This is a genomic window from Nocardia sp. NPDC050408 (assembly GCF_044458905.1).
Classification (GTDB): domain Bacteria; phylum Actinomycetota; class Actinomycetes; order Mycobacteriales; family Mycobacteriaceae; genus Nocardia.
Window position 1 is genome coordinate 67,522 of record NZ_JBITIL010000026.1, and the last position, 12,741, is coordinate 80,262.

Consider the following 12,741-nt stretch of genomic DNA (forward strand, 5'->3'; position numbering starts at 1 on the left):
CGCGCCGCGCATGGATTTGCCCGGTCATTTCGCGCGTGGCGGGCAAAAGCGTGCGCGGCGCTGGCTCAGTTCGGCTTGATGCCGTAGAGGCGCTCCCAGTTTTCTCGGCTGGTGAGCTCGGGCATTGCGGCGCGGTATTGCTGGGTGAGTTTGGGTAGTTCACGGCGCAGCTGACGCAGGACGCGGATGGTGCGGATGAGCAAGGCGCGAGCTCGCGCCTTATCGCGCTGCCGGACCCGGACACCGGACTGCGATGCGTCGGTAACCACGACGTGGTCGAACAGCGAGACATGCCACCAATGCGCGTCCTCGCGGGTGACGCCGATCAGACCGCGCTGGGTGCGTCCGGTCCACTGGGTGATGGCCCGCTTGATCAGCACCGCCGTGACCCGACTCGGTTCGCCACCGGCCCGGCGCAAGTGGATATCGGCCGAGCGCACCGACGGCGTCGCGGCGGGATGCTTGATGGTCTCGGGGTAATCGGCGCGACTGGTGCGGGCGGCGGCCAGTGCGGCGATTCCGCCGTCGCGCAAGACCTTCGGCCCCTGCAGGAAGTCCTCGATGCCCTGCAAAGTGGTGTGCACGAGGCCGTACTGCATGGCGACCAGATGTTCGGCCAGACTCCGGAACAGTTGGCGGGTAATGGCTTTGCCGTCGAGATCGGTGTGCAGTGAACCGACGATCAACGAGTTGCGCGTGCTGAAGTAGCGCGCCCAGTCGTCGTAGTCCTTCCAGTAGAAGTCCGCGTGCCACACCGCGGCATTCGGCAGCGTCACCGTGACGAACCCGTGCTCGCGGGCCCGGATGCCGTATTCGACATCGTCCCACTGGAAGAAGATCGGCACCGGCAGCCCGATCTTGGCGACCACCTCGGCCGGGATCAGGCAGGTCCACCAGGCGTTGTAGCCGGCGTCGACGCGGCGCTCCTGGTTCTTCTTCAGCATGCTGGTGTTGCGCAATGCCTTCGGCACCTTCTGGCCGTGCTTCAGCTCGTGCAGATGCACTTCCTCGGCGCCGACATTCAGGTAATCCGGGTTGAGCAGGAACAACATCTGCGCGCCGACCAGCGTCGGTTCCACGGTCAGATTGGCGAAGGCATTGAGCCGCAGTACCGTTTCCGGTTCGCAGAGGATGTCGTCGTCCATCAGGATGACGTCGGCGTGCTCGTTGACCGCCGACACCTCGTACAGGCCACGGGTGAAGCCGCCCGCACCACCCAGATTCGGCTGCCGGATGTACCGCAGCTTGTCACCGAAGATCGGCAGCGTGTCCTGGAAGCGCGCCTGGTTCTCCACCAGATCGGTGCCCTGATCGACCACATAGACCGCGTCGATGGCCTCGAGAATCGGGGCGTCGGAGGCCAGCGCGGCCACGGTCTCGGCGCAATCGGTGGCCCGGTTGAAGGTGCAGATCGCGATGGCGACGGGGCGCACACGCTCGGGTGCGATGGCGGTCCAGGTCTGCGCGGAAATGCCGAGTTCGCCGCCGATGGCATCGAATTCGAGCCACAGCGCGCCACCGTCGACGTACTGATCCAGCGGTGCGGTCAGGGTCACGGGGCCGCTCGCGGTGATCTCGGCGGTCTCGATGATCCGGCGGTGCCCGGCGATATCGGAGGCGACCAGCCGGACCTGGGCCCGCTTGGTCACATCGAGCACCATGGTCGCCCACACCTCGGTGACCGTGGTCCAGCGCTGCCAGTAGCTGGCCGCGAAGCGCCCGAAGTAGGTGTTGGTGTGTGCGGACGCGCCCTTGTCCAGTCTCAGCTCCAGGCGTTCCCGATGGGCGCGGCCCTTGGCGACGGCATACAGCTCATCGCTCACCTTCGCCGACGGGCCGGTGAAGATGCCACGCTGCAGCACCAGCCGATCGGGCGCCTGATGATCGACGCGCAGTGAGGCGGGCGCGGCCGAAGGTCGGTCATTTGTCTCGGTAACGGCCTGGGTAGCCGACTGATCCATGAAGTCCTCGAAATCCTTTGGTGCCGACGGGACAGACACGCCCCTGGATGCCTTCGCGGCGGGGCCGAGGATATCAATTGGGCTCGGCGACTGCCTGTCCAGGAACCGGGACGGTCCCGCTATTTATGGTTGCTTGTCATTAGCCGGACTATCCGCTGAACCGACGAATACGAATTTGTCGTAGGCCCAATAGCGGAATACCACCGCAACGATCTGACCGATGAGCGTGCCGGATATGTTGTCCGACAGCGGCGACGACAGGTCGAGCACATAGCGAGAGAACCCGAGACAACCCAGTTGCAGGCCGATAGCGACCACATTGAATATGGCATACAACAGGTACTCGCGCGCCGGATTGTCGGATTTCTTGTGCCCGAAGGTCCACCACTTGTTGCCGAAGTAGGTCACCACCGTGGCCACCGCGATCGCGATGATCTTGGCGGGCAGCGGCGCGTGGTAGAGCACGCCCTCGCCACCCCAGAACACCAGCAGGTTGTAGGTGCCCGCGTCGACGAGGAAGCCGATCGCGCCGACCACCAAGAAGGCACCGCCGCGCCGCAGCGCGGCGATCACCTTCACGGTCAGCGGCTCGGCGACCGGCGCGGATTGCGGTGAGCCGGACCGTTCGGAGAATGACACGGGCTGCTCTGGGTAAGACACTCGGCGACGGTACCCCAGTAGGCTCGGTGAACCGAGTGAGCACCAATAGGTACAGCCCTGTACCCTCCCGGTGTTCCCCATTCACCGCCGACATCGAGGATTGACCGGGTGGACTCCACCGAGCTCCGAATTGCCGCAGTGGTGCCATGCCACAACGAGGAGGCTTCGGTCGCCAAGGTCGTCGCCGACCTGCAGGCCGCCGTGCCGGGAATCGTCGTCTACGTCTACGACAACCTCAGTACCGACGCGACCGCCGAGCGGGCCCGCGCGGCCGGCGCGATCGTGCGCCACGAACACACCAAGGGCAAGGGCAATGTGGTGCGCCGCGCCTTCGCCGATATCGAGGCCGATATCTATCTGATGATCGACGGCGACGACACCTACGAGGCGTCGGCCGCGCCGCTGATGATCAAGACGCTGCTCGACGGTCCGTACGACCATGTGCTCGGCGTCCGCAAACAGGACGAGGGCGCCTCGGCGTACCGCTCCGGCCACGAGGCCGGCAACAAGGTGCTCAACGGCGTGGTCGGAAAGGTATTCGGCGAGAACGTCGAAGACATGCTCAGCGGCTTCCGGGTGTTCTCGCGGCGGTTCGTGAAGAGCTTCCCGGCCGTCTCCCGCGAATTCGAGATCGAAACCGAGCTGACCGTGCATTCCCTGCATCTGCGGGTGCCGCGGACGGCGGTTCCGGTCGGCTTCCGCGATAGGCCCGCGGGCAGTGAGAGCAAGCTGCGCACCTACCACGACGGATTCAAGATCCTGGCGCTGATCATCGGCCTGGCCAGACATGAGCGGCCCGTTGCGTTCTACGGACTGTTCGGCACGCTGAGCTGGCTGGTCTCGATCATCCTGACCATTCCGATAGTGGTCGAGTTCTACAACACCCATGAGGTGCCCCGGTTCCCGACACTGTTCCTCGGATTCACCTTGCTGCTGCTCGGCAGCCTGGCCTGGACCGCGGGTCTGATCCTGGACGGCATCCGGCGCTCCCGGCACGAGGCCGCCCGGCTGGTCTACCTGCGCTACTCGGCCGTCGGCGCGGATGACGCGCGTGGTGGTGACGCACACGCCGGAGGGGCCCAGCGTTGACCACCTCGGCGGATCGAACCGCAACCACCGCGAATACGGAATCGCAGACCACGGACAACGATGTCGCGGCACCCGAATCCGCTGCCGCCGAACCTGATTCGAGCAGACCGAGTCCGGCACGCGCTTTCCGACACAGGATCGTAGAACGCTTCGGCGCGGCCACGGTCGCCTTCACTATTGTCGTCGCGGTCTTCGGCGCACTGTTCGCCTGGATCACCCCGCCGTTCTGGGGTCACGACGAAATCACCCAGTTCGGTCGCGCCTACCAGGTCGCGCACGGCGGCTTCGGACCCCAGCGGATCCACGACGAGCGTGGCATCTCCTACGGCGGCGATGTGCCGATCAGCATCACCGAGCTGATGGGCTATGCGCTGCACGACTACACCACCAATCCGGAAGAGCCGGATCCGATGGTGGCCGATCCCGGCAGCTACGCCCGGATGGAGGACGCCGCGGTTTCGAAGGCGCAGGAGCCGGTCTGGTTCACCAATACCGCCGCCTACTCGCCGGTGCCGTATATCCCTGCGGCCATTGGCATTCGGGTCGCCGAGCTGTTCGGACTGAATGTCGGCGCGATGATGCTGCTGACCCGCCTCGCGGGCCTGGCCACCTACCTCGCGCTGGTCGGATTCGGTCTGTGGGCCCTGCGCGCACACCGGGTGCAGTGGCTGGCGTTCACCATCGCCGTGCTGCCGATCGCCGTCTTCCAAGCGGGCACCGTCACCGCCGACACCTTGACCAACGCACTGGCCATTATGGTCTCGGCCCTGCTGGTCAAGGCGCTGTTCCTCGGCGACGGTCTCGGTCGCACCGAGACGGCCGCGCTACTGGCCGCGACCGTGCTGCTGCCGGTCAGCAAACCGACCTATGTGCTGCTCGCCATGCTCGTGGTGCTGGTGCCGACGAACCGGTTCGTCCTCGGCGGTGCGTCCCGCTGGAAGCGTTTCATCCCATGGGGTTTCGCGGCATCGGGCGCGCTGACGTTCGCGGTCTGGATGAAGATCGCCGCGCCGACCGGCGACGGGATGGGCCTGATGCGCCCGCAGCACCAATGGAATTCGGTGCGTCCGGGCGATCAGCTGCACGGAATCCTCACCGACCCGGTGAATTTCGTGAACACCTTCGGCGAGAGCATCGCACTGCGCGACCAGCGGTGGTTCACCCAGTTCTTCGGTGAACTCGGCTTCGCCTACATCGATGTCCCCGCGCTGTCGGTGCTGGCCTGCCTGCTCGCCTTCGCGGTCAGCATCGGTATCGCGGATCGGATGAATACCGCGACCGCCACCTTCCGGCGCACGCTGATCGTCGCGCTGACGGTGCTCGCGAGCGTCGCGATGATCTACGTGACGCTGTACATGTCGTTCACGCCGGTCGGCTACTACATCATCGACGGCGTCCAGGGCCGGTACTTCGTGCCGCTGGCGATCATCGCGCTGGTGGTGCTGCTGCGTTGGATGCCGTTGCGACTCACCGATGTTCGTGGCCAGACCCCGACCAGGGGTCCGGCCGTCGCCGTCATCGCTGCCACACTGGTAGCGCTGATCGCGGCGCTGTGGAAGTACTACTCGATCGTCTGGGGCTGACTCAGGCGGTGATGGTCGTTTCGCCGGCCTCGACGTAAGCGCGCTCGGTGCCGGCTTTGGCCGGACGCCACCAGGATTCGTTGTCGCGGTACCACTGGATGGTGGCGGCGAGTCCGGCGGCGAAGTCGCGATAGCGTGGCGTCCAACCGAGTTCGGTGCGCAGCAGCGTCGCATCGATAGCGTAGCGCTGATCGTGGCCTGCCCGGTCGGTGACGTGATCGAAGTCGTCCGGATCGCGGTCGAAGGCCTGCAGGATCATCCGTACCACGGACTTGTTGTCGAGTTCACCGTCCGCGCCGATCAGATAGGTCTGCCCGATTCGCCCGCGCTCCAGGATGTCCCACACCGCGCGGTTGTGATCCTCGACGTGGATCCAGTCGCGCACCTGATGTCCGGCGCCGTAGAGCCGCGGCCGCACCCCGTCGATGAGGTTGGTGATCTGGCGCGGGATGAACTTCTCCACATGCTGATATGGCCCATAGTTGTTGCTGCAGTTGGAGATTGTCGCGCGGACGCCGAACGAGCGGGTCCAGGCGCGCACCAGCAGATCGCTCGAGGCCTTGGTGGCCGAGTAGGGGCTGGACGGGTTGTAGGGGGTGTTCTCGTCGAATGCGGGCCCGTCCGGTGTGAGGTCGCCGTAGACCTCGTCGGTGGAGACATGGTGGTAGCGCACGTCGTGGCGGCGGACCGCTTGCAGCAGGGAGTAGGTGCCGACGATATTGGTCTGCACGAACGGCCAGGGTTCGGCGAGGGAGTTGTCGTTATGCGATTCGGCGGCGAAATGGACCACGACGTCGACACCGGAGACGAGTTCGTCGACCAGATCCAGATCGGCGATATCACCGTGCACGAAGTCGATGCGGTCGGCCACCGGCGCGAGCGAGGCCCGGTTTCCCGCATAGGTCAAAGCGTCGAGGACGGTTACGGTGGCGTCGGGACGCTCGGCCACGGTCTGTTGGACGAAATTCGCACCGATGAATCCGGCTCCGCCGGTTACGAGCAGTCGCACACCCATGACCTTACGTCGCCCGCCCGGCCCGCTGGCGCCGGATCCGCTCCGCCGTATGCACCCTGCGCAACCAGGTTTCGAATCTGTGATGTTCGTCACGCTGGACATCCGAAAGGAAATAAGCGTGGTTCAGTAAATTCTGAAAAACCATGGTCAGCGCGCACATTTCCAAGAACCCACCAAGCCTCGAGTCGCGATGGTGAACAAAATTTGAATTAACGGTCACAACCGGTTCACCACGCGTTAGCTGGTCTAGATTTCGATCGTCTAGTCCCCTCCGAACGCTTCACATCGAGGTCCAAAACAAAATGCTGATGAGGAAATTCGCCGCGACTTCGGCACTGCTGATCGCCGCCATGGGCGTCACCGCGGGCACTGTCAACGCGGCACCGGCGGAATCCGCCGATGCCCCGGTCAACTTCACCGCGAACACCACCGACACCCAGTCGATCATCTCGATCGACTCCGGCTCGCTGGTTGTCGAGGACAACGCGCTCAAGATCAAGGCCGCCAACGGCACCACCGTTGCGGGCACCCCGCTCACCTTCCGCGTCGATGAGTTCGAGTTCCCAATCGCCGCGGACATCTCCGATCACACCGCCACGCTCACCCCGCAGCTCGACATGGCCAAGGCCACCTACAAGCCGGTCGCGCTGCCCTTCGAGGACCAGGCTCCCTTCAAGACCCCGTACGACCGTGAGGTGGCCGCCTTCAACCGCTTGAAGGACACCATCGCTATGGGCGCCACCATCGGCACCCTGGTCGGCGGTCTCGGCGGCGGCGCCCTCGGCTGCGTCCTCGGTGGTATCGCCGGTGCGACGATCGCCTCGGCGACCATCGTCGGCCTGTTCGGTCCCTTCATCCCCGCCGCTGCCGTCGGCTGCGTGGCCGGCATCATCGCCATCGGTGCGCTGGGCACCCTGGCCGGTCAGATCTTCATCACGGCTCCGGTCGCGATCGGTGCGGCGATCCAGTACTTCGCCACCACCAGCGCCCCGTTCAACGCGCCGAAGTAAGTCGAGCGACGCTCTGCACATCTGAAAAAGAGCCCAGGAAACCCCGCCCGGTCATCGACCAGGCGGGGTTTCCGCTGTTGATCGCGGCTCGTGTCCGAAATGGCCGCGCGTTTGCGGATTTGATAGGACCGTGATAGGCGCGACGCCGGAGTAATTCCAACCGTCGCCCGGGTGAACAAAAAGTAAATCAAGTTGAACGAAATGGCGCTCGTGCGCCCCCCGCGAGAATTCTCCGGATAACCGAGGGGAATTCACGGCAAGGTTCCCAACCAAAGAAACCCCGCCCCGGACCGCCGCCTGAAGGCGAGGTCCGGGTGCGGGGTTCGCGACTCGTCCGGCCGATCCAGGTCAAGCCGTCCGAGCCTGTTGGGGCTGCTCGAGGCGGGCACGCACGAACCGGGAGACCCGGGCCAGTGCCATCCTGCTCTCGGGCAGGTTCGGAGCTATTGCCATGAAGGCATGCACCTGACCGCGCCAGATCTCCAGCGCGTTCGGGACACCGGCCACGGTCAGCCTGCGCGCCATGAGCTCGCAGTCATAGCGCAGCATCTCGTCTTCGGCGGTGATCAGCAGTACCGGCGGCAGACTCGCCAAGGCGCCGTTGACCGGCGAAACCAGCGGATCCAGCACTCCATCCACCTCGGCGCCGATCCGCACCACCGCCTCCAGCGCGGCCAGCGGCAGATAGGGATCGCGCGCGACATTCATATAGTCGCGCTTGGCGGCGTAGTCCAGATCGAGCAGTGGGCTCAGCCCGATCAGTCCACCCGGCGACGGCATCCCGGACTCGATCGCGCGCAGTGCGGTGGCGAAGGCGAGGAAGCCGCCCGCCGAATCGCCCGCGAACATGATCCTGGCCGGGTCCGCGCCGTGCCGCAGCAGCCAGCGGTAGGCGGTCAGGCAGTCCTCGATCGCGGCGGTGACATTGTTCCCCGGCAGTTGGCGGTAGTCGACATTGACCACCGGCAGTCCGGTGCGCCGGGCCAGACTGGCCGCGATCGGGCGATGGGTGCCGAGACCGCAGATGGCGAAGCCGCCACCGTGCATATACAGCACCGCGCCGTGCCGCAGGGCGCGCGAGCCGCCCGACGGACGCAGGATCTCCATCCGAAATCCGTTCAGCGTCACCTGTTCCCGATCGACACCGCGCGGCTGCGGCCGCAGGCGCGCCAGTCCGTCGATCGCGAGAGCACCGATCGGGATGGTCGTGCGGCTGACCGGAAACATGCGCAGCACCGGCCGCACCGTACCGAGGCAGGTCGCCAGCAACAATCGGGCTGATGCGCTCGGACCGTCCGGGTTCATCAACAGACCCGGATCACCTGCGTCGGATTCACTCCCGCTGATCGCCACCATCGCGCACCTACCTCACACTGGCGCGCCGAACCCGACCGAACGGTTCTCCAGGCGAGAGTCGACGCTGACATCTCACACGCTGATGTTTCAGAACACCATAGCGTGATCTACGTAACATATATCGCCCGCCGCGCCGAAGCACTAAACGTTCGTGATCAATTTGTAGGCCAGTCGGAACCTCGCCGAAGCCGAGCGCGATACGCCTGGCAGACTCGGGGACCATGCGCGGAATCATCTTGGCCGGCGGCACCGGATCCCGCTTGCACCCGATCACGCGCGGGGTGAGCAAACAGCTGGTCCCGGTCTACGACAAACCGATGGTCTACTACCCGCTGTGCACGCTCATGCTGGCGGGCATCAGGGACATCCTGGTGATCACCACCCCGGAGGACGCCGACGCGTTCGCCCGGCTACTCGGCGACGGCTCGCAGTTCGGCGTCTCGATCAGCTATGTGGTGCAGCCGGAACCGGACGGACTCGCCAAGGCATTCGTCCTCGGCGCCGACCATATCGGCGGCGAGAGGGCCGCATTGGTGCTCGGCGACAATATCTTCCATGGCCCCGGCCTCGGCACCAGCCTCGAGCGCTTCGCCGCGATCGACGGCGGCGCGGTCTTCGCGTACTGGGTCTCGGATCCGACCGCCTACGGCGTCGTCGAATTCACCGCGGGCCGCGCGGTCTCGATCGAAGAGAAGCCCAAGGTGCCGCGGTCCAACTACGCCATCCCCGGGCTGTATTTCTATGACAACGATGTCGTGGAGATCGCGCGCGGGCTGCGACCGTCGGCGCGCGGCGAATACGAGATCACCGATATCAATCGCGCCTATCTGGAACAGGATCGGCTGCGCGTCGATGTACTCGCCCGCGGTACCGCCTGGTTGGATACCGGCACCTTCGATTCGCTGCTGGACGCCGCCAACTACGTGCGCACCATCGAGCAGCGGCAGGGCCTGAAAATCGGCGTGCCGGAAGAGGTGGCGTGGCGGCAGGGCTACATCGACGACGAACAGCTGCGCGCGCTGGCCGAACCACTGGTTCGCTCCGGCTACGGAAATTACCTGCTCGATCTGCTCGAGCGCGGACGGGATTGGTGAGCGATGGAGTTCCGTGAACTCGCCGTGCCGGGGGCGTGGGTGATCACCCCGCGCCAATTCGGCGACGAGCGCGGCATGTTCTGCGAATCGTTCAAGGCCTCGGAATTCGAGAAGGTGACCGGTCGGGCGTTCGATCTGCGCCAGGTCAACTGTTCGGTCTCGGCGGCCGGGGTGCTGCGCGGCATCCACTACACCGAAGATCCGCCGGGGCAGGCCAAGTATGTGACCTGCGTGCGCGGTGCGTTCCTCGATGTCGTCGTCGATCTGCGGCCCGGGTCGCCCACCTACGGGCGGTGGGACAGCGTGGTGCTCGACGATGTCGATCGGCGCTCGATGTTCCTGTCCGAAGGACTCGGCCATGCGATCCTGTCGCTGGCGGACCACTCGACCGTCACCTATCTGTGTTCGATCGAATACACGCCCGAATTCGACAGGGATATAGATGCCTTCGATCCGCGGCTCGGTATCGAATGGCCCCAGGTCGGTCTGGACGGTCAGCCGCTGACGTACATCCGTTCACCGAAAGACGCTGCCGCTGCGCCCTTCTCGTAATCGCCGAACGTCACCGCCCCCGATGAGGAGGGAGCGGTGACGTTCGACTTACCGTCGGCGGAGGGGATTCAGCCGACGAGCTCCAACTCCGGCTCCTGCGCCCGCACCTTGGCACGCTTGGGCAAGTAGGCCGTCAGCGCGATCAGCGCGCCCACGATGGCGACACCCGCGGCGAATTGCAGTCCCGGGCGGAAGTTGTCGAGCATCGCGGACGCAGTGCTCGCGCCGTGGTCGCCCGAGGAGATGATCGCGGTATTCACCGCGAGCACGATGGCCGCACCGACCTGCATCGAGGTCTGCAGCACACCGGCCGCCAGGCCCTGCTCTTCGTCCTCGATGCCGTTGGTGGCCTGAATATTGATGGCGGGGAAGCCGACCCAGCCGATGCCGATCAGCAATACCGCGGGCAGGATCATCGTCAGGTACGACGGAGCGGTATCCAGCCGCAGGAACAGCAGGTAGCCGATGGCCATCACGACCATGGTAATCGCGATGATCGGCCCGGTGCCGAAGCGGTCGACGAGCTTATCGGAGAAGAACGCCGAGGCGACCACCAGCAGACCGACCGGAAGCAGCGCCATGGCCAGCTTCAGCGGCGACCAGCCAAGTGAATCCTGCATGTACAGCGTCACGATGAACTGCCAGCTGAAATACGAACCCGCCACCGCGATGATCGCGAGGCTGGCCCGGACCAGCGTCACCTTGCGCAGGATGCCGAGGCGCACCAACGGGTACTTGACCTTCTTCTCCACCGCGACGAATCCGGCGAACAGCGCCGCGGCGCCGACGAACGAACCGATGGTGCGCGCCGAACCCCAGCCCGCCTCGGGCGCGGAGACCACGGTGTAGACCAGCAGCAGCATGCCCGCGGTGGACAGCAGCGCACCCAGGATGTCGTGCCCGCCCTCCTCGGCGGCCTCGTCCTTGGGGACCAGCACCCAGGCCGCGGCCAGTGCGACAAGCGCGATCGGCACCGGGAGCAGGAAGGTCCAGCGCCAGCCGATGCCGGTCATCAGGCCGCCGAACAGCAGACCCATGGAGTAACCGCCCGCGCCGAACACGGTGTAGATGGACAGCGCCTTATTGCGGGCCGGACCCTCGGCGAAGTTGGTGGTGATGATGGACAGACCAGTCGGGGCGGTGAACGCCGCGGCCAGGCCCTTGATGAAGCGGGTCAGGATCAGCAGCGGGCCGGAGGCGACCAGACCGCCCGCCAGCGAAGCCAGCGCGAAGACGGCCAGTGCGATCAGGAAGACCTTGCGCCGACCGAGCAGGTCGGCGGTGCGACCGCCCAGCAGCAGCAGGCCGCCGTAGCCGAGCACGTAGCCGCTGACCAGCCACTGCAGGGTGGAAGTTGACAGATCCAGCTCGGCACCGATGGAAGGCAGCGCCACACCGATCATCGAGACGTCGAGACCATCGAGGAACAACACAATGCAGAGGGTGATCAGCATGCCCCAGAGACGGGTGGACCATCTGATCGGATCGGTCGCCGTCGCGGCCGAAAGGGTTGCTGCAGAAGTCATGGGCGGAACATTACATGCGTCGACATTAAATGCCAACACATTTAATGCGCTTGCATCGGCCGATCCGGGGCACTAGGATGAGGCCATGTCGAAGCCGTCGACAACACAATTACTCGGGCGCGATGTGGCGCCCACCGGGTTGGTCGCCGAGTGGCGTGAGCTGCTCGACCGGCACGCCGCCGTGAGCTGTGCACTCGAGAAGGAGCTGCAGGGCAAGCACGATATCGGCCTCAGCGAATTCGAGACGCTGGACCGGCTGGTCGACGCGGCATGTGGCGACTATCGGATGAGCGATCTGGCCAACGACATTTACTTGAGCCAGAGCGCCCTCTCGCGCGCGGTAGCGCGACTGGAGCGCGACGGACTGGTTTCGCGCAGTATGTGTGCCGAGGATCGGCGCGCGATCTTCGTCTGCCTGACCGAAAAGGGCCGCGAGGTCTACGAGGCCGCGCTCCCAACGCATCGCGAGGTGCTCGAGCGAACCTGGGGCAGTCGGCAGAAGTGCTAGATAGCTAGGACATCCACGCCTTCCCAGCCACCACAAAGCGAATCTTACGAACGACATTCGCGGCCCTCTCGCGACCGAGCCACCGAAGCACATACAACGAAGTCGCGAGACTTGACCATCCAGCACACGCGCACCAGCTGCCGAACGGCCCCGCCATCACCAACCACAACGAAGCGAGTCTTACGAGCGACCCGTTCGCGGCCCCTCTCGCGACCGAGCCACCGAAGCGCAGACAACGAAGTCGCGAGACTCGACCATCCAGCACGCGTGCCTCAGCTGCCGAACGACCCCACCATCACCAACCACAACGGAGCGAGTCTTACGAGCGACCCGTTCGCGGCCCCTCTCGCGACCGAGCCACCGAAGCGCAGACAACGAAGTCGCGAG

Annotated in this window: 11 protein-coding genes; 6 read left to right on the plus strand and 5 right to left on the minus strand. The window is 65.3% G+C overall.

Annotation, left to right across the window (positions count from 1 at the left end; genetic code table 11):
* Positions 1–65: 65 nt before the first annotated feature.
* Positions 66–1,961 (minus strand): glycosyltransferase, encoded by a 1,896-nt coding sequence (locus tag ACIBJI_RS38925; RefSeq protein WP_364357069.1) that lies wholly within the window; start codon positions 1,959–1,961, stop codon positions 66–68.
* A 123-nt stretch (positions 1,962–2,084) separates the two neighbouring features.
* Positions 2,085–2,621: a GtrA family protein gene (locus ACIBJI_RS38930; protein WP_364357072.1), complete on the minus strand. Its 537-nt coding sequence runs from the start codon at positions 2,619–2,621 to the stop codon at positions 2,085–2,087.
* Positions 2,622–2,729: 108 nt separating this feature from the next.
* On the opposite strand from ACIBJI_RS38930, the gene ACIBJI_RS38935 reads away from it, so the two are divergent.
* Both ACIBJI_RS38935 and ACIBJI_RS38940 read left to right on the plus strand, forming a co-directional pair.
* Positions 2,730–3,710 carry a glycosyltransferase gene (locus ACIBJI_RS38935; protein WP_364357075.1) on the plus strand — a complete coding sequence of 327 codons (981 nt, stop codon included), beginning with the start codon at positions 2,730–2,732 and terminating at the stop codon, positions 3,708–3,710.
* Positions 3,707–5,293 carry a DUF2142 domain-containing protein gene (locus ACIBJI_RS38940; RefSeq protein ID WP_364357078.1) on the plus strand — a complete coding sequence of 529 codons (1,587 nt, stop codon included), beginning with the start codon at positions 3,707–3,709 and terminating at the stop codon, positions 5,291–5,293. The genes ACIBJI_RS38935 and ACIBJI_RS38940 overlap by 4 nt, the downstream gene beginning before the upstream one ends.
* A gap of 1 nt (position 5,294) precedes the next feature.
* Here the strand turns inward: ACIBJI_RS38940 and rfbB are convergent, their stop codons facing one another.
* A complete protein-coding gene (rfbB, locus tag ACIBJI_RS38945; RefSeq protein WP_364357081.1) occupies positions 5,295–6,302 on the minus strand; it encodes a dTDP-glucose 4,6-dehydratase in 1,008 nt (335 codons plus the stop codon).
* A gap of 308 nt (positions 6,303–6,610) precedes the next feature.
* Between rfbB and ACIBJI_RS38950 the strand changes: the two genes are divergently transcribed.
* On the plus strand, positions 6,611–7,318 hold the full coding sequence (locus tag ACIBJI_RS38950; protein ID WP_397088057.1) for a hypothetical protein: 708 nt from the start codon (positions 6,611–6,613) through the stop codon (positions 7,316–7,318).
* A 348-nt stretch (positions 7,319–7,666) separates the two neighbouring features.
* Here the strand turns inward: ACIBJI_RS38950 and ACIBJI_RS38955 are convergent, their stop codons facing one another.
* Positions 7,667–8,674, minus strand: a complete 1,008-nt coding sequence (locus tag ACIBJI_RS38955; RefSeq protein ID WP_364357087.1) for an alpha/beta hydrolase — start codon at positions 8,672–8,674, stop codon at positions 7,667–7,669.
* Positions 8,675–8,895: 221 nt separating this feature from the next.
* On the opposite strand from ACIBJI_RS38955, the gene rfbA reads away from it, so the two are divergent.
* Positions 8,896–9,768: a glucose-1-phosphate thymidylyltransferase RfbA gene (gene rfbA / locus ACIBJI_RS38960; protein ID WP_364357090.1), complete on the plus strand. Its 873-nt coding sequence runs from the start codon at positions 8,896–8,898 to the stop codon at positions 9,766–9,768.
* A gap of 3 nt (positions 9,769–9,771) precedes the next feature.
* Positions 9,772–10,320: a dTDP-4-dehydrorhamnose 3,5-epimerase gene (locus ACIBJI_RS38965; protein ID WP_364357093.1), complete on the plus strand. Its 549-nt coding sequence runs from the start codon at positions 9,772–9,774 to the stop codon at positions 10,318–10,320.
* A gap of 68 nt (positions 10,321–10,388) precedes the next feature.
* On the opposite strand, the gene ACIBJI_RS38970 is transcribed toward ACIBJI_RS38965, so the two are convergent.
* A complete protein-coding gene (locus tag ACIBJI_RS38970; protein ID WP_396960065.1) occupies positions 10,389–11,846 on the minus strand; it encodes an MFS transporter in 1,458 nt (485 codons plus the stop codon).
* 85 nt (positions 11,847–11,931) lie between these two features.
* Between ACIBJI_RS38970 and ACIBJI_RS38975 the strand changes: the two genes are divergently transcribed.
* Positions 11,932–12,354, plus strand: a complete 423-nt coding sequence (locus tag ACIBJI_RS38975) for a MarR family transcriptional regulator (RefSeq protein ID WP_364357099.1) — start codon at positions 11,932–11,934, stop codon at positions 12,352–12,354.
* Positions 12,355–12,741: the final 387 nt, after the last annotated feature.

Excerpts from the sequence above, each read along its gene's own strand:
- ACIBJI_RS38925 (WP_364357069.1), bottom strand. The coding sequence starts at position 1,961 with ATGGATCAGTCGGCTACCCAGGCCGTTACCGAGACAAATGACCGACCT.
- ACIBJI_RS38950 (WP_397088057.1), top strand. The coding sequence starts at position 6,611 with ATGCTGATGAGGAAATTCGCCGCGACTTCGGCACTGCTGATCGCCGCC.
- ACIBJI_RS38955 (WP_364357087.1), bottom strand. The coding sequence starts at position 8,674 with ATGGTGGCGATCAGCGGGAGTGAATCCGACGCAGGTGATCCGGGTCTG.
- rfbA (WP_364357090.1), top strand. The coding sequence starts at position 8,896 with ATGCGCGGAATCATCTTGGCCGGCGGCACCGGATCCCGCTTGCACCCG.
- ACIBJI_RS38965 (WP_364357093.1), top strand. The coding sequence starts at position 9,772 with ATGGAGTTCCGTGAACTCGCCGTGCCGGGGGCGTGGGTGATCACCCCG.
- ACIBJI_RS38970 (WP_396960065.1), bottom strand. The coding sequence starts at position 11,846 with ATGACTTCTGCAGCAACCCTTTCGGCCGCGACGGCGACCGATCCGATC.
- ACIBJI_RS38975 (WP_364357099.1), top strand. The coding sequence starts at position 11,932 with ATGTCGAAGCCGTCGACAACACAATTACTCGGGCGCGATGTGGCGCCC.